This window comes from Rhodocyclus tenuis, from assembly GCF_014197755.1.
GTDB classification, from domain to species: Bacteria; Pseudomonadota; Gammaproteobacteria; order Burkholderiales; family Rhodocyclaceae; genus Rhodocyclus; species Rhodocyclus tenuis.
The window spans coordinates 239,652-256,004 of the sequence record NZ_JACIGE010000001.1 but is presented as its reverse complement, the minus strand read 5'-3'; the positions used below and the strand labels follow the sequence as shown (position 1 = coordinate 256,004).

13 protein-coding genes are annotated in these 16,353 nt (G+C 64.0%); 6 read left to right on the top strand and 7 right to left on the bottom strand.

The features are described from left to right. Nucleotides 1–83: 83 nt before the first annotated feature. The 7 genes from GGD90_RS01165 to GGD90_RS01135 form a co-directional block, all read right to left on the bottom strand. On the bottom strand, nucleotides 84–812 hold the full coding sequence (locus GGD90_RS01165; RefSeq protein ID WP_153115112.1) for an amino acid ABC transporter ATP-binding protein: 729 nt from the start codon (nucleotides 810–812) through the stop codon (nucleotides 84–86). Beyond that, nucleotides 809–1,492 carry a glutamate/aspartate ABC transporter permease GltK gene (gene gltK / locus GGD90_RS01160; protein WP_153115113.1) on the bottom strand — a complete coding sequence of 228 codons (684 nt, stop codon included), beginning with the start codon at nucleotides 1,490–1,492 and terminating at the stop codon, nucleotides 809–811. Before gltK ends, GGD90_RS01165 begins: the two co-directional genes overlap by 4 nt. Continuing rightward, complete coding sequence (locus tag GGD90_RS01155; RefSeq protein ID WP_153115114.1) at nucleotides 1,489–2,229, bottom strand: amino acid ABC transporter permease; 741 nt, start codon at nucleotides 2,227–2,229, stop codon at nucleotides 1,489–1,491. Before GGD90_RS01155 ends, gltK begins: the two co-directional genes overlap by 4 nt. 76 nt (nucleotides 2,230–2,305) lie before the next feature. Continuing rightward, nucleotides 2,306–3,205, bottom strand: a complete 900-nt coding sequence (locus GGD90_RS01150; protein ID WP_153115115.1) for a glutamate/aspartate ABC transporter substrate-binding protein — start codon at nucleotides 3,203–3,205, stop codon at nucleotides 2,306–2,308. A gap of 156 nt (nucleotides 3,206–3,361) precedes the next feature. Next, on the bottom strand, nucleotides 3,362–4,933 hold the full coding sequence (locus GGD90_RS01145) for a SpoIIE family protein phosphatase (protein ID WP_153115116.1): 1,572 nt from the start codon (nucleotides 4,931–4,933) through the stop codon (nucleotides 3,362–3,364). Further along, nucleotides 4,930–5,865: an ATP-binding response regulator gene (locus GGD90_RS01140; protein ID WP_184414887.1), complete on the bottom strand. Its 936-nt coding sequence runs from the start codon at nucleotides 5,863–5,865 to the stop codon at nucleotides 4,930–4,932. Before GGD90_RS01140 ends, GGD90_RS01145 begins: the two co-directional genes overlap by 4 nt. A gap of 105 nt (nucleotides 5,866–5,970) precedes the next feature. After that, entirely contained in the window at nucleotides 5,971–7,818 is a 1,848-nt protein-coding gene (locus GGD90_RS01135) for an ABCB family ABC transporter ATP-binding protein/permease (RefSeq protein ID WP_153115118.1), read from the bottom strand. Nucleotides 7,819–8,168: 350 nt separating this feature from the next. Here GGD90_RS01135 and GGD90_RS01130 point away from each other — a divergent pair, with 350 nt between their 5' ends. The 6 genes from GGD90_RS01130 to GGD90_RS01105 all read left to right on the top strand — a co-directional run bounded on the left by GGD90_RS01130 (nucleotide 8,169) and on the right by GGD90_RS01105 (nucleotide 16,344). Further along, complete coding sequence (locus tag GGD90_RS01130) at nucleotides 8,169–8,906, top strand: TetR/AcrR family transcriptional regulator (RefSeq protein WP_153115119.1); 738 nt, start codon at nucleotides 8,169–8,171, stop codon at nucleotides 8,904–8,906. Nucleotides 8,907–8,938: 32 nt separating this feature from the next. Then, nucleotides 8,939–11,287: an acyl-CoA dehydrogenase gene (locus GGD90_RS01125; RefSeq protein ID WP_407690627.1), complete on the top strand. Its 2,349-nt coding sequence runs from the start codon at nucleotides 8,939–8,941 to the stop codon at nucleotides 11,285–11,287. A gap of 21 nt (nucleotides 11,288–11,308) precedes the next feature. Then, nucleotides 11,309–12,598, top strand: coding sequence for an acetyl-CoA C-acetyltransferase (locus GGD90_RS01120; RefSeq protein WP_153115121.1), 1,290 nt, complete (start codon nucleotides 11,309–11,311; stop codon nucleotides 12,596–12,598). Further along, nucleotides 12,595–14,556 (top strand): 3-hydroxyacyl-CoA dehydrogenase NAD-binding domain-containing protein, encoded by a 1,962-nt coding sequence (locus GGD90_RS01115; RefSeq protein ID WP_153115122.1) that lies wholly within the window; start codon nucleotides 12,595–12,597, stop codon nucleotides 14,554–14,556. The genes GGD90_RS01120 and GGD90_RS01115 overlap by 4 nt, the downstream gene beginning before the upstream one ends. Further along, nucleotides 14,549–14,947, top strand: a complete 399-nt coding sequence (locus GGD90_RS01110) for an acyl-CoA thioesterase (RefSeq protein WP_153115123.1) — start codon at nucleotides 14,549–14,551, stop codon at nucleotides 14,945–14,947. The genes GGD90_RS01115 and GGD90_RS01110 overlap by 8 nt, the downstream gene beginning before the upstream one ends. A 131-nt stretch (nucleotides 14,948–15,078) precedes the next feature. After that, nucleotides 15,079–16,344: an OmpP1/FadL family transporter gene (locus GGD90_RS01105; RefSeq protein ID WP_228273617.1), complete on the top strand. Its 1,266-nt coding sequence runs from the start codon at nucleotides 15,079–15,081 to the stop codon at nucleotides 16,342–16,344. The last annotated feature ends 9 nt before the right edge of the window (nucleotides 16,345–16,353 follow it).

Sequence of the window (16,353 nt, the reverse complement as noted above, 5' to 3'; positions counted from 1 at the left end):
AAAGCCAGGCTGCGTGCCTGGCTTTTTTTTCGTCGCTAGCCTCCGCAGCACGCTCGGCGGCATGCGCGTGGCGAGTGCACAGCTCAGTGCTGCAGGATCTTTGACAGGAACAGTTGCGCACGTTCCGAGCGCGGCTTGCCAAAGAAGTCGTCCTTCGCGGCATCTTCAACGATGCGCCCCTGATCCATGAAGATGACGCGGTGGGCGACCTTGCGCGCGAAGCCCATCTCGTGGGTGACGCACATCATGGTCATGCCTTCGCTCGCCAGTTCCACCATGACATCAAGTACCTCGTTGATCATCTCGGGGTCGAGCGCCGACGTCGGCTCATCAAACAGCATCGCAATCGGATCCATGCACAGCGCGCGCGCGATGGCAACGCGCTGCTGCTGGCCGCCCGAAAGTTCGCCCGGGAACTTCTCCGCATGCGCCTTCAGGCCAACACGCTCGAGCAGCTTGAGGCCCTTGTCTCTCGCCTCTTCGCTGGCCCGCCCGAGCACCCGGATCTGCGCCAGCGTCAGGTTGTCGATGATGCGCATGTGCGGGAACAATTCGAAGTGCTGGAAAACCATGCCGACGCGGGCGCGCAGTTTAGAGAGATTGGTCTTGGCATCGCCGACCGAGGTCCCGTCGAGCATGATCTCGCCGGCCTGGAAGGGCTCCAGACCATTGACGCACTTGATCAGTGTCGACTTCCCCGAACCCGAGGGGCCACAGACGACGATGACTTCGCCTTTCTGGATTTCGGTGGTGCACTCGGTGAGCACCTGAAAACTGCCATACCACTTGGAAACCTGACGGATCGAGATCACTGTGCATACCTCCGCTGCAGACGCCTGACGATCTGCGAAGCGCTAAAACAGAAGATGAAATAAATGAGACCGGCGAACAGCAGCAACTCGACCAGTCGTCCGTCACGGTCGCCAACCTTGTACGCGGTGCCGAAGAAGTCGGAGAGGCCGATCACATAGACCAGCGAGGTGTCCTGGAAGAGGATGATCGCCTGCGTCAGCAGCAAGGGCAGCATGTTGCGGAAGGCTTGCGGCAGGATCACCAGGCGCATTGTCTGCGCGTGCGTCAGGCCGAGCGCATAGGCCGCCGAAACCTGCCCGCGCGGCACCGACTGGATGCCGGCACGGATGATCTCGGAGTAGTAGGCGGCCTCGAACAGCGCGAAGGCGCATAGCGCCGACGCTAGCCGGATGTCGGCAATGCCTTCGCCGAAAATGGACTTCAGCACCTGTGGCACGATCAGATAGAACCACAGGATGACCATCACCAGCGGCACCGAGCGGAACAGATTGACGTAGGTGGCGGCTGCGAAGCCCAGCGGCTTCGACGCTGAGATGCGCGCGATGGCAAGCAGCGTTCCCCAGACAATGCCGACGACAATCGCCGTCAGCGTTACCTCGAAAGTGATCAGCAGGCCCTTGCCGAGCAGCGGCAGCGCCCCCGGAATTGAACTCCAGTCGAACTCGTAAAGCTCGCTCATCGGCTACCCCCGATGTATCCCGGTACGCGCGCATTCACTTCGACGCGACGCATCAGGAACATCACCGTGACGTTGATCAGCAGATACATCACCGTCACCGCGATGAAGGCCTCGTAGGGCTGGGCGGTGTAGTCGACCAGCTGCTGCGCCTGTCTTGAAAGCTCGATCAGGCCGATCGTCGTCGCTACGGCGGAATTCTTGAAAATATTGAGAAACTCGGAAGTCAGCGGCGGGATGATGATGCGGAAGGCCATCGGCAGCATCACGTAGCGATAGGCCTGCGGCAGCGTCAGTCCGAGCGCCAGCGCCGCATTCTTCTGGCCGCGCGGCAAGGAGTTTATCCCCGAGCGCACCTGTTCGCTGACGCGTGCGCCGGTGAACAGGCCAAGGCAGACCATCGCCGCGAGAAACTGCTGCAGCAGCGGATTCAGCTGCTTGAACGCATCGCCGAGTTCTCGCGGCAGCAGTTCGGGCAGCACGAAGTACCAGATGAACAACTGCACCAGCAGCGGAACATTGCGGAAGATCTCGACATAAGTCGTTCCCAGCAAGGCCAGACCGCGGTTGGGTACGGTGCGCAGCACGCCGAACAGCGAACCGACCGAGAGGGCGATCAGCCAGGCCGACAGCGACAGTGTCACGGTCCACTGCAAGCCGGTGAACAGCCAGCCCAGATAGGTCGCATCGCCGGCGGGCGTGTCGCTGAGAAAGATCGACCAGTTCCAGTTGTAAGCCATGTTGCGATGCCGGTTACGAGGAATCAAAAAGGGGCGAAAGCCGAGACTCTCGCCCCCTGTCAGAGGGTGCTCAGGTTCAGTCGAAAGCCTTGTCGCTCGGCGCCTTGTAAATCGCCTTCATGGCGTCGGAAAGCGGGAAGCCGAGGTTCAGGCCTTTCGGCGGGATCGGCTGCTGGAACCACTTGTTGTAGACCTTCTCGGCTTCGCCCGAAGTCATGGCCTTCGCCAGCGCTCCGTCGACCAGTTTCTTGAACGCCGGATCGTCCTTGCGCAGCATGCAACCGTAGGCTTCGAAAGATTGCGGCGTACCGACCACCGCCCAGTCGCTGGCGCGCTTGGCCTTGGCCATCTCGCCGTAGAGCAGCGCGTCGTCCATCATGAAAGCGACGGCACGGCCGGTTTCCAGCGTCAGGAAGGACTCGCCGTGGTCCTTGGCGCTGATGATGTTCATGCCCAGCTTCTTCTCCTCGTTCATCTTGCGCAGCAGACGTTCCGAAGTCGTACCGGCGGTGGTAACGACGTTCTTGCCGGCAAGATCGGGGAAGTCCTTGATGCCCGAATCCTTGCGCGTCATCAGGCGCGTGCCGATGACGAAGATGGTGTTGGAGAAGGCGACCTGCTTCTGCCGTTCAAGGTTGTTGGTCGTCGAGCCACATTCCAGATCGATGGTGCCGTTCTGCACCAGCGAGATGCGATTCGCCGACGTCACCGGCATCAGTTTGGTGTCAAGCCTGGCCAGCTTGAGATCGGCTTTGACCGCGTCGACTACCTTGAGCATCAGCTCCTGCGAATAGCCGATCACCTGCTGCTGGTCATCGTAATACGAGAAGGGAATCGACGACTCGCGATGGCCGAGCGTGATCGAACCCGTGTCCTTGATTTTCTTCAACGTCCCCGTCAGCTCGTCGGCAAAAGCAGCAGGCGAAAATAGTGAAGCGGCGACTAGTGAAGCGGCTACCGTGGTCAGGATCTTCATCTTTACCTCGTTCGGGGATGTTGGAGTGGAAAAATCGGACGCGTCTGCAGCGCGGCGCGAAGGACGCCACCGAGCCGGCAAGCGTCGATTATGGAGTGTGGACAGGTACGAAGCAACGTCAGCGGCGAAGCGCTTGTCGCCGCGATGGCGGCAGCATCAGGCGGGCGGCGCCGCATGCAGTAGCAAGGCCGAGACATCGTCATGCGCGATGGCCGCGCCGAGATGGCGGGTGAAGGCCGTACGCAAGGCCTCCGCGCGTGTTGCCGCTTCGGCTTCGCTGAGCGTCGCCAGCAGCCGTTCCCAGCCGAAAGCTTCGCCCGTGGCATTGCTGGCCTCAAGCAGGCCGTCGGAATAGAAGAGCATCTGTGAACCCTCGGTCCAGGCGAAGGACCTCATCGCGCGCATCGAGCGGTCGCTGTCTACGACGCCGAGCGCCAGACTTTGCGAAGGAAAACGCACGACAACGCTGCCCGTGTGATCGAGCAACAGCGCGTCGGGTACGCCGCCCACCCATATTTCGCCAGCGTGCTGCGACTCGTCGATGCAGACGAGTGCTGCGGCGACGAAGCGTCCGACCGGCATCGATTGCCGGAGCTGCGAATTGATCTCGACGACGATGTCAGTCAGCAGCGCGTCGTTTTTTGCCATGCCGTAAAAGATCGCGAGCACTGGCAGTGCGCTGATCGCCGCCGTCAGTCCATGGCCTGTGGCATCGGCGAGCATGGCGTAACGTCGTCCACAGGCAGAACGTGTCGCGGCAAGGACATCACCGCTGAAATTGTTGGCGGGGATAAACCAGTAACTGAGTTGCGGGTCGTTCAGGCCCGGACGCTGCAAGTGCCTTTCGATCAGCCTGCGCGCGAGCAAGGCTTCGGCCTCGGCTTCATCGTGGTAGCGCTGCAACAGCTCGGTGCTTTCCCGCAATCGGCGTTCGCTCTCCTTGCGTGCGCTGATGTCGCGGATGATGCCGACGAACAGCCGCCCGTCGTCCATACGTACTTCGCTGACGCCGATGTCGATGGGAAAGACGCTGCCGTCGCGGCGTTGAGCAAGCGTCTCGCGACCGATGCCGATGATGTGCGGCGCTCCGCCGTGGATGTAGGTGGCGACGTGATCAGCGTGCTCACGGCTGAACGGCGCCGGCATCAGCAAGCGCACATTCTGGCCAAGCATCTCGCTGCGCTTCCAGCCGAAAATCCTTTCGCAGGCAGCGTTGCAGGCGACGATCGTCTCTCTGCTGTCGATGGTGACGATGGCGTCCAGCACGTTGTCGGAGATGGCGTTGATACGCTTCAGCGAAAGGATCGCCTGCCGCTGTGCCGCCAGTGATCGCTGCAGCCAGTGACAGCGCGCTTCAAGCAAGGCAAGGCTGATCGGCTTGCTGAAAAAATCGTCGCCGCCTGCGGCCAGACCGGCGCGGATATCATCCTCGCGATCCGTCGTGCCGAGCAGCACGATGCGTGTCCACTCTTCGCTAATCCCTGCGCGCAACTGCCCCACCAGCGCCAGAGCGCCCATTTGCGCCAGATCAAGGTCGACCAGGACAACATCCGGGCGCATGCGGACAAAGCACTGCAGCCCTTCGTCGGCGGTGGCTGCGCAGACCGCCGAGTGGCCGAGACGGCAGAAGGAGTCCTTGAGCATCGCGGTCGCGTCGCCTGCAGGGGCGATGATCAGTATGCGCAAGCTGATGGGCGCGCCGAGCAGGCCGAGTTCGCCGGTAATCATGATTTTGTGTCCTTGCTGCAGATCGGCGCCTTGATCCTGGCGACGACCACGTTGCCGCCGCCGAGGTAATCCAGCGAGTCAAAGCTGGTCATCCGGGCAACCGCAATGCCGCGGCCATTCGGGTCGTTGGCGCGTCTTGTGTCAAATTCAAGATACTGCCGCCAATCGAAGCCGGGTCCTTCATCACTGATCTGAATATAGGCCCCGTCGGCGGTGCGGCGCAGGCGGATTCGAACGCGTTTGTGGCCATTTTCGGGGAGGGCAGAACGTCGTTCAATCTCCTCCCGCCAGCGTCCCTGCAGCATGAGCTCCTTCTTCCGCGCGTACGAAATGCCGAGGTTTCCGTGCTCGATGCTGTTGATCAGCAATTCCGAGATGCCAAGAACTGCGGCGCTGTGGCGTGACGTTGCCGCGGCGAGCACGGGAGCAAGACACTTCGCGTCGTCCAAGCTGCGGACCGCAAAACTCGCGGCACGTAATTGGCGCCGCCCGCCAGCCGTTTCGTCTGCTCTTGTTGCGTTGCGTGCGGCGTCATCCCGCAGGGCGTCGATGACAAAGCGCAGGGCCTCGGCGTCTCCGTCATCAGGTAGCGCGTAGCGTGCGCCAAGCTCAAGCGCTGCGGGGATCAGATACTCCAGCGCGCCATCGCTGACGGCTGGCGTGAGCAGGATTGCCGGCATTGTCGCGAACTGCGCGTTCGCCCGGATCCGGCGCAACAGCGCCAGACCGCTCGCTTCCTCCTGTGCGCAGTTGACGAGCAGGACCGTGATGCCGTCAGCGCTGCCTTGGCCGTTGTTTCCCGCACTCGTCGTCACCAGCCCGGCTGCCGCGTCGGCACAGCCGAGGGTGCTGAGCCGGGCCGCGCGATCAGCGAGGGCCGAGGCGATGAACGCCCGTTGCGCAGGGGAGCTGTCGACAAGGATGAGATGCACGGACATTCCTTGCAGCGAAGGCGGGTTTCCATTGCGGCGCGCACTTGGCGTGCAGCGTTCGATGCCTCGATTATTGCATGTGGGCGCTGGCCGACATCCCGGCGCTCAGGCTTTTCCCGGAAACGGGCTGTCTTTTGCCGGGCTGTCCGCAGAGGCGGTGCTGGCCGCTTCTTCCTGCTGCAGTGCCCACATATGTGCGTAACGACCATCGGCGGCAAGCAGCGCCGCGTGCGTGCCTCTTTCGATGATGCGGCCGCCGTCCATGACCAGGATCTCGTCGGCGTTCATCACCGTCGACAGACGGTGCGCGATGATCAGCGTCGTGCGTCCGCGCGCCGCGTCCTCGAGACTCTGCTGGATCGCCTTTTCGGTCTGTGAGTCGAGCGCCGAGGTGGCTTCGTCGAAAATCAGTACCGCCGGATTCTTGAGCAGGGCGCGCGCGATTGCCACGCGCTGTTTCTCGCCGCCGGAGAGCTTCAACCCACGTTCGCCGACTCGCGTCTCGAAACCGTCAGGCAGTCCTGCGATGAAGCGCGACAGCTGCGCCGCCTCGGCGGCAGCGAGCACTTCCTCGCGTGTGGCGTCGGGGCGACCGTACTGGATGTTGTAGAAGATGGTGTCGTTGAACAGTACCGTGTCCTGCGGCACGATGCCGACCGCGGCGCGCAGGCTGGCTTGCCGCAGCTGGCGCAGGTCGAAGCCGTTCATCGTCACGCCGCCGCCGCTGACGTCGTAGAAGCGGAACAGCAAGCGCGCCAGCGTCGATTTTCCGGCGCCCGAGTGACCGACGACGGCGACCGTCTTTCCGGCCGGAACGACAAAGCTGACGTCCTGCAGGATCTGCCGCCGCGGTTCGTAGGCGAAATCGACCGCGTCGAAACGCAGTTCGACCGGTCCCGCCGGCAACTCGACGGCGTCGGCCGCGTCGGCAATTTCGCGATGCACGGCGAGCAGCTTGAACATGCGTTCGATGTCGGCAAGCGCCTGGCGGATCTCGCGATAGACGACGCCGAGGAAGTTCAGCGGCATGTACAGCTGGATGAGGAAGGCGTTAACCAGCACCAGATCGCCGATCGACATGTGCCCGTCGGCGACGCCCGCTGCCGCGCGCCACATGATCGCAGTGACGCCGCCGGCGATGATCAGCTGCTGGCCGAGGTTGAGGTAGGACAGCGACACCTGGCTCTTCGTCGCCGCGTCCTCCCAGCGCGATAGTTGCGCGTCGTAGCGGCGCGCTTCGAAGTCCTCATTGTTGAAGTACTTCACCGTCTCGTAATTGAGCAGGCTGTCGACGGCGCGCGTGTTCGCTTCCGAGTCGGTGTCGTTCACTCGGCGGCGGATGTCCATGCGCCAGTTGCTGACGTTCACGGTGAATACGATGTAAGCGCCGAGCGAGAGCAGGGTGATCAGCACGAAACCGACGTCGTACTTGACGTAGAGGATGCCGAGCACCAGCCCGATCTCGACCAGCGTCGGCAGGATCGAATACAGCGTGTAGCTGATCAGGCTGGCGATGGCGCGCGTGCCGCGCTCGATGTCGCGCGAGACGCCGCCGGTCTGTCGTTCGAGATGGAAGCGCAGCGACAGCGCGTGCAGGTGGCCGAAGACCTCGAGCGCAATACGGCGCACGGCGCGTTGCGTGACACGCGCGAACAGGATTTCGCGCAGCTCGGTGAACAGCGAGGTCGAAAAGCGTAGCGTGCCGTAGAGCGCCAGCAGTGCCACCGGCAGCGCCAGCGTCAGTTGCGTCTGCGACAGGCCGTCGATCATCTCCTTGAAGACCAGCGGCACCGCGACATTGGCCAGCTTGGCGCCGACCAGGCAGGCCAGTGCCAGCAGCACGCGTCCCTTGTAGGACCATAGATATGGGCCGAGGCTGTGCAGCGTGCGCCAGAGGTTGGCGGCTTCCGGCGGTTTGTCGCTGGCGGGGCGGGGCGAAGACGAGTGACGCATCGGCAAAGCGGGTCCGTAGGATTTTCTTCGTCGGCAAATGTGCCGAAGTGCTGCGCAGTATGCGGCGCGAAGGCAGGAAAGCTCAAATCGTGCTTTTCCCGGCAAGGCAATTCGTCGCCGGCACTGATCACGAACGCGCTTTCAAGGCGCGTCGTGCAGACACATGAAAATACTTCTTGCTGAAAACGTCTTGAATCCTTAGGATTAAAACGAACGTTTGAATCAGAGCGCTGTCCGTCGACGTAATGACGCCGATGTCCTGATCGTAAATCCGCCTTCTTGCCGCCTGCCTGCCCCGGTTTCTGCTTCCACCGAGGCAGCAGGAAGGTAATAGCCGAGCTGTGAATGCCATGACCGATACCAGAAACAACCTCGATACGCGTGAGCGCATCCTCGACGTTGCCGAGCGCCTGTTCATGGCCGCCGGCTACGAAGCGACTTCGATGCGCATGATCACCGGCGAAGCCGAGGTCAATCTCGCCGCGATCAATTACCACTTCGGTTCCAAGGAAGCGCTGCTGCGCGAGGTCTTTCGCCGCCGTCTCGCCTGGCTGAACAGCGAGCGACTGGTGATCCTCGACGAACTCGAAGCGCAGGCGGGCGCCGCCGCGCTGAAACCCTCGCAGGTGCTCGAAGCCTTCTTCGGCACCTTGCTGCGTATGGGCGAGGATCCGGCGCTTGGCGGCATGGTTTTCCTGCGCCTGCTCGGCCGTACGCTGACCGATCCGGCCGATTTCATTCGCACCTTCTTTGCCGGCGAGTACGCCGAGGTCATCGCGCGCTACAAGCGGGCGCTGTTCCGCTCGCTGCCCGACGTGCCGAAGGAGGAAATCATCTGGCGCTTTCACTTCATGCTCGGCTCGATGTCCTACGCGCTCGCCGGAACCGACATGCTGCAGATCGTTGCCGGCTGCGAGCCGAATGAAGCCAGTGCAACGAACGCCGAAGCGGCGCGCCGCTTGGCCGCGCGCGTCATGCCTTTCCTGCTTGGCGGCTTGCGCGCGCCGCTTCCCCAATTTGTCGACGCTGTCGCGCAGCGCGACGAAGCTGCCGGTGACGCGCCCGCGCGCACCGTGCTGACTGCCTGAACCCCTCCACCGGAGATATTCCCGTGACCGTCATCCTTTCGCTCATCCTCGTCCTTGCCTGTGCGCTGGGCCTCGTTCTCGGTGTTCCCGCAATACGCCGGGCGCTGATTACCGGCCGCATCTTCCGTGTCTATCGCAAGGTGCTGCCGAGCATGTCCGAGACCGAGCGCGACGCGCTCGAAGCCGGTACCGTCTGGTGGGAAGGCGAACTGTTCCGCGGCAATCCCGACTGGGCGAAGCTGCACGCCTATCCGGCACCGAAGCTCACGCCCGAGGAGCAGTCCTTCCTCGATCAAGAGTGCAACGAAGCCTGCCGCCTCGTCGACGACTGGAAGGTCTCGCACGAGGACTACGACATGTCTGCGGAAGCCTGGCAGTACATCAAGGACAAGGGCTTCCTCGGCATGATCATTCCCAAGCGCTACGGCGGCCTCGAGTTTTCGGCCTTCGCCCACTCGCAGGTGGTGACGCGGTTGTCGACACGCAGCTCGGCGCTGGCGGTGTCGGTGATGGTGCCGAACTCGCTCGGCCCTGCCGAATTGCTGCTGCACTACGGCACCGAGGAACAGAAGAACCACTACCTGCCGCGTCTGGCCAAGGGCCTTGAAATCCCGGCCTTCGCGCTGACCAGTCCGTGGGCCGGCTCCGACGCCGCGTCGATTCCCGACGTCGGCATCGTCTGCAAGGGCATGTGGCAGGGCAAGGAAGTCGTCGGCATGCGCGTCACCTGGGACAAGCGCTACATCACGCTCGGCCCGATCTGCACCATCCTCGGACTGGCTTTCCACCTCTATGATCCGGACGGCCTGCTCGGCGACAAGAAGCACATCGGCATCACCTGCGCGCTGGTGCCTTGGGACACACCCGGCGTCGAGACGCGCCGCCGCCTGTTCCCGCTCAACGCGATGTTCATGAACGGCCCGACGCGCGGCAAGGATGTCTTCATGCCGCTCGACTTCATCATCGGCGGTCAGGCCATGGCCGGCCATGGCTGGCGCATGCTGATGGAGTGTCTGGCTGCCGGCCGCTCGATTTCGCTGCCGTCGTCGAACACCGGCATGTCGCAGGTGACGGCGCGCACCGTCGGTGCTTACGCCCGCGTGCGCAGCCAGTTCAAGATGGCCATCGGCCGCTTCGAGGGTGTCGAGGAAGCGCTCGGCCGCATCGGCGGCAACACCTGGCTCAACGACGCCGTCCGGCGCATGACCGCCGGTGCCATCGACCTCGGCGAAAAGCCTTCGGTCGTTTCGGCGATTGCCAAGTACCACGTCACCGAACGCGCGCGCCAGATCGTCAATGACGGCATGGACGTCATCGGTGGCAAGGGCATCTGCCTCGGCCCGTCCAACTTCCTCGGCCGCGCTTACCAGCAGATCCCGATCGGCATCACCGTCGAAGGCGCCAACATCCTGACGCGCAGCCTCATCCTCTTCGGCCAGGGCGCGATCCGCTGCCATCCTTTCGTGCTGCGCGAAATGCACGCGGCAAAGAATCCGAATGTCGCGCAAGGTTTCGTCGATTTCGATCAGGCACTGTTCGCGCATGTGAAGTTCGTCATCGGCAACGGCGCTCGCGCCTTCGTCGGCGGCCTGACCGGCGCCAGCGTCTTTGCGGCACCGTCGAATGTCGCTCCCGAAACGCGCCGCTATTACCAGCAGATGACGCGCTTCTCGGCGGCTTTTGCCTTCCTCGCCGACGTCTCGATGCTGACGCTCGGTGGTGCCTTGAAGCGGCGCGAGAAACTGTCGGCCCGCTTGGGTGACATCCTCGCCATGCTCTACCTCGCCTCGGCCGCACTCAAGCGCTACGAGGACGAGGGCCGGCAGGCGGCCGACGCGCCGTTCATGCACTGGGCGGTGCAGGACTCGCTGTTCAAGGCGCAGCAAGCCTTCGATGGCGTCATCGCCAACTTCCCCGGTGCGGCGATGCGCAAACTGCTGCGTCGCGTGCTCTTCCCCTTCGGCGCTGCCTGCACGGCGCCGGCGGACCGTCTTGGCCGCGACATCGCCAAGGCGATGATCGAGCCGTCGGCAACGCGCGACCGCCTCACCGCGCTGGTGCACCTGCCGCAGAACGAGCACGAACCGGTCGGCACGCTGGAAGCGGCGCTGAGCGCGACCATCGATGCCGAGCCGATCGACGCCAAAATCCGCACGGCGATGAAGGGCGGCGCGCTGCGCGACAATCCCGACGCCAACGTGCGCGACCTCGCCGAAGCCGCCTTCGCCGCCGGGCTGGTCACCGCCGCCGAACACGCCGTCCTGCGCCGGCGAGACGCGCTGCGCGATGTTGTCGTCCACGTCGACGACTTCCCGATGGACTTCGGTCAAGCGCAGCAGGCAGAATCCGCGCTCACGCCACTGCAGCGCGCAGCGGCCTGAATAAACCAAGGATTCTGATCAGTGGCTTTTGAACCCATTTACATCGTCGATGGAGCGCGCACGCCTTTCCTCAAGGCGCGCAACGCGCCGGGGCCGTTTGCCGCCAGCGATCTTGCCGTGCAGGCCGGCCGTGCCCTGCTGCTGCGCCAGCCTTTTGCGCCGACCGATCTTGACGAGGTGATCCTCGGCTGCGCCAGCCCATCGCCCGACGAGGTCAATATCGGCCGCGTCGTCGCCTTGCGCATGGGCTGCGGCAACCGCGTTCCCGGCTGGACGGTGATGCGCAACTGCGCCTCGGGCATGCAGGCGATCGATTCAGCCATCGCCAACATCCGCAGCGGCCGTTCGCAGCTGGTGCTCGCCGGCGGCGTCGACGCCCTGTCACATGCGCCCTTGCTCTACTCACCGTCGATGGTGCGCTGGTTCGGTGGCCTGGCGCAGGCGAAGACGCTCGGCGCGCGCGCCCAGCAGTTCGCACGCGTGCCGCTGAAGGCCTTGTTCGCGCCGGTGATCGGCATCCTCAAGGGCCTGACCGACCCGGTGGTCGGCCTGATGATGGGTCAGACCGCCGAAAACCTGGCCTGGAAGTTCGACCTGTCGCGCCGGGCCATGGACGAGTTTTCGGTGCGCAGTCACCAGCGCACGCTCGCCGCGCAGCAGGCCGGCCGCTTCAAGGAGATCGTGCCGCTGATCGACAGCGAAGGTCGCGTCTATGCCGACGACGACGGCGTGCGTGCCGACTCCAACGCCGACAAGCTTGGCACGCTGAAGCCTTTCTTTGATCGCAAGTACGGTCGTATCACCGCCGGCAACAGCTCGCAGATCACCGACGGCGCGGCTTGGCTGCTGCTCGCATCCGCCGAAGCGGTGACACGCTGGAATCTCGAACCGCTGGCGAAGATCACCGACAGCGAGTGGGCGGGGCTCGATCCGGCGCAGATGGGTCTTGGTCCGGTGCACGCGGTGACGCCGATCCTGCAGCGCAACGGTCTGGCGCTTGCCGATATCGACCGCTGGGAAATCAACGAGGCCTTCGCCGCCCAGGTGCTGGCCTGTCTGGCAGCTTGGGAATCCGACGACTACTGCCGCGAGCAGCTCGCTGCCGAAGGCGCGCTCGGTTGCATCGACGAGTCACGTCTTAACGTTGACGGCGGCGCCGTCGCGCTCGGCCATCCGGTTGGCGCTTCCGGCGCGCGCATCGTCCTGCATCTGGCGCACGCCCTGCGCGCCGCGGGTGGCGGTCGCGGCATCGCGTCGATCTGTATCGGTGGTGGGCAGGGAGGGGCGATGCTGGTGGAGAGCTGCGCATGAACACGATCAGCGATCTTCGCGCCGTGACAGAAACTGCCGATGCCAGCTTGCAGCATTGGCGCCTTGAACGCAGCGCTGACGGGCTGGCTACCGCCACGCTCGACCGCGCCGGTGCTTCGGCCAACGCGCTGTCGGCCGCCGTGCTCGGCGAACTGGCGCAGCTGCTCGACCAGTTCGACGCGTCGCCGCCCAAAGGCTTGATCATCTGCTCGGGCAAGGACGCCGGCTTCATCGCCGGCGCCGACATCGACGAATTCGGTGTGCTGGCCAGCGCCGAGGACGCGCAGGCGCTCGTTGCGCGCGGCTGGCAGCTGTTCAACCGGTTGGCGGCGGTGCGCTACCCGACGCTGGCGCTGGTGCGCGGCCATTGCCTTGGTGGTGGCCTCGAACTGGCGCTCGCCTGCCGCTACCTGCTGGTGGTCGACGAAGCCGGCACGCGCCTCGGCCTGCCCGAGGTGATGCTCGGCATCTTCCCCGGCTGGGGCGGCATGCGCCGCCTGCCGCAGCGCGTCGGCGGGCCGGTGGCACTCGACCTGATGCTTGCCGGCAAGACGGTCGATGCGCGTCGCGCCTACAAGATCGGACTGGCAGACGCCTGCGTGCCGCCGCGCGTGATGGCCGAGGCCGCGCGCCAACTGGTCGTCTCCGGCCAGTCGCGCAAGCCGCTGCCGCTGGTCACGCGCCTGCTCTCCGGGCCGTTGCGCGGCATCGTCGCGGCGCAGGCGAAGAAGAAGGTCGCTGCGCGCGCACGCCCCGAGCACTACCCGGCGCCGTACGCGATCATCGACCTGTGGGCGCGTCACGACGGCGACGCGCTCGCCGCGCCGGAACTGATCGACGGCATCGTGCGTTCGCCGACGGCGCGGAACCTCGTCCGCGTCTATCACCTGCAGGAGCGGCTGAAGAGCTTCGGCAAGGCCGACGGCATCGCCGTGGCGAAGCATGTGCACGTGATCGGCGCCGGCGTCATGGGTGGCGATATCGCCGCCTGGTGCGCGCTGCGCGGGCTGACGGTTACGCTCGCCGACCAGGACATCGCACGCATTGCGCCGGCGATCAAGCGCGCCAACACGCTGTTCGGGCGCCGGCTGCGCGACCCGCTGCTGCAGCGCGCTGCGCGCGACCGGCTGATACCGGACGTCGACGGCCACGGCGCCGCGCGCGCCGATATCGTCATCGAGGCGATCGTCGAGAATGTCGAGGTCAAGCGCGAGCTGTTCCGCCGCCTCGATGCGCAGATGCGCCCCGACGCGGTGCTTGCCACCAACACTTCCAGCCTGCGTCTCGAAGATCTGCGCGACGTATTGGCGCGTCCCGAACGGCTGGTCGGCATTCACTTCTTCAACCCGGTGGCGAAGATGCCGCTGGTCGAGGTGGTCGCCGCCGAGGGCGCCGACCCGGCGATGCTGGCGCGTGCCGCGGCCTTCGTCCGCCAGATCGATCGCCTGCCGCTGCCGGTGAAAAGCGCGCCGGGCTTTCTCGTCAACGCCGTTCTCGCGCCCTATATGCAGGCAGCGATGCGCTGCGTCGACGAGGGGCTGTCGCCGGAAACCATCGACGAAACGATGCTCGCCTTCGGCATGCCGATGGGGCCGATCGAACTGGCAGACACCGTCGGCCTCGACATCGCGCTCGCCGCCGGGCGCAGCCTCGTTACCGACGTGAGCGAGCCGCCGGCTTGTCTGGCCGAGCGCGTGGCCGCAGGCCGTCTCGGACGCAAGAGCGGCAGCGGTTTCTACACCTGGCGCGACGGCAAGGCGTTCAAGGGAACGCCGGGTGCCGTCCCGCAAGGTCTGGCACTGCGTCTGGTCGAGCCGCTTCTCCTGCGCACGCAGCAACTGGTTGATGCGGGAATCGTCGCCGACGCCGATCTCGCCGACGCCGGCGTGATCTTCGGCACCGGCTTCGCGCCCTTCACCGGTGGGCCGCTCAACTACCGGAAAGATCAGCATGCCTGAAATCCCCGTCGCGCTTCCCGACCGTCAGCCGGCCTTGCGCGTGATGCCGCTGCCAGCCGACGTCAATCACCACGGCGATGTCTTCGGCGGCTGGATCATGGCACAGGTCGACATCGCTGGCGCCACCGTCGCCATGCAGCGCGCGCGCGGGCGGGTGGCGACGGTGGCGGTGAATTCTTTCCTCTTCAAGCAGCCGGTGTCGGTCGGTGATGTCGTCAGCTTTTATGCTGAGGTCGTTGCCAGAGGCCGTACTTCGGTCACGGTCAACGTCGAGGTGTACGCCGAACGTCATCCCTCGAGCCCGACAACGGTAAAAGTGACCGAAGCGACGCTGACCTATGTTGCACTGGACCAACACGGCGCCAAGCGCGCCTTGCCCGATTACCCATAATAAGAAGCGATTCGCCGGCGTCAGCCGATAGAATCGCCGTTGAAGTTTTGTTACACCTGAATCACGTGGGAACGCACAACACCACGACCACCACTTCTAAGGAGAGAAAAACGATGAAATTCGGGACAAGCATGAAACTCATCCCCGCTCTGGTGCTCGGCCTGTTTTCGGGCTACGCCTCGGCGGCGGGATTCCAGCTGATCGAGCAGAACGCCAGCGGCATGGGCAATGCGTATGCCGGTTCGGCGGCCGTCGCCGAAAACGCCAGCACGATTTACTACAACCCGGCCGGCATGACCTACCTGCCTGGCCGTAACTTCTCGGCCGGTGTCTCGGCGATTGGCGTGAGCTTCAAGTTCAAGGATGCCGGCACGACGAATCCGACCGCGCTGGGCGGCGGTGCGGCGACCGGTGGCAACGGCGGCGACGCAGGTGGCTGGGGCTTTCTGCCCAATGGCTACCTGTCGTGGCAGTTGAATGACCGCTGGTTCGCCGGTATCGGCTTCGGTGCACCGTTCGGTCTGAAGACCGACTATGACAAGGACTGGAAGGGGCGTTACCACTCGACGCTGTTTGATATCAAGACCTACAACATCAATCCGTCGATCGCCTGGAAAGCGAATGAAGTCGTGTCGCTTGGCTTCGGTGTGAACTGGCAGCGCATTGATGCCACCTTCGACAAGGCTGCTGTAGTGGGGCTGGGTGCAGGAGGGGGCGCCCCGTATACTACGGCGCGAGTTTCTAACGAGTTGAACTCGGATGCTTGGGGCTGGAATGCTGGTGCGATTTTCCAAATTTCGCCGTCCACCCGCGTCGGGGCTTCCTATCGCTCGAAGATCAAGCATAAAGCGGATGGCGATCAGACTTTTGGCTCGCCTTTCAATGCGGCCTTGAATGGTTCAGCCAAAGCGACAGTTGAACTTCCAGACACCTTCATCCTGAGTGCTCAACAGCAACTCAGCGATCGGTGGGAGTTGCTGGGTGACGTATCTTGGACCGGCTGGAGCAGTATTCAGTCGTTGGTGATTACCGGAAGTACTACCGGTTCCAGCGAAATGCTCACCAAGTTCCGTGACACGTGGCGTGTCGCGCTTGGCGCCAACTACAAGTACAACGACGCGTGGAAGCTGAAGTTCGGTGTCGCCTACGACCAGTCGCCGGTAGATAGTGCGAAGTACCGCACCGCTTCGCTGCCGGACAACAACCGCACCTGGCTGTCGCTCGGCGCGCAGTACAAGCTGAGCAAGGATTCGGTTCTGGACGTTGGCTACAGCCACCTGTTCGTCAAGGATTCCAATGTTGCCAACGACGAAGATACTGCGGCGCGCGGCCTCCTCGCCGGTACTTACGAGGCGAGCGCCGACCTCGTCGGTATTCAGTACTCGTTGTCCTTCTGATCCGGTTTT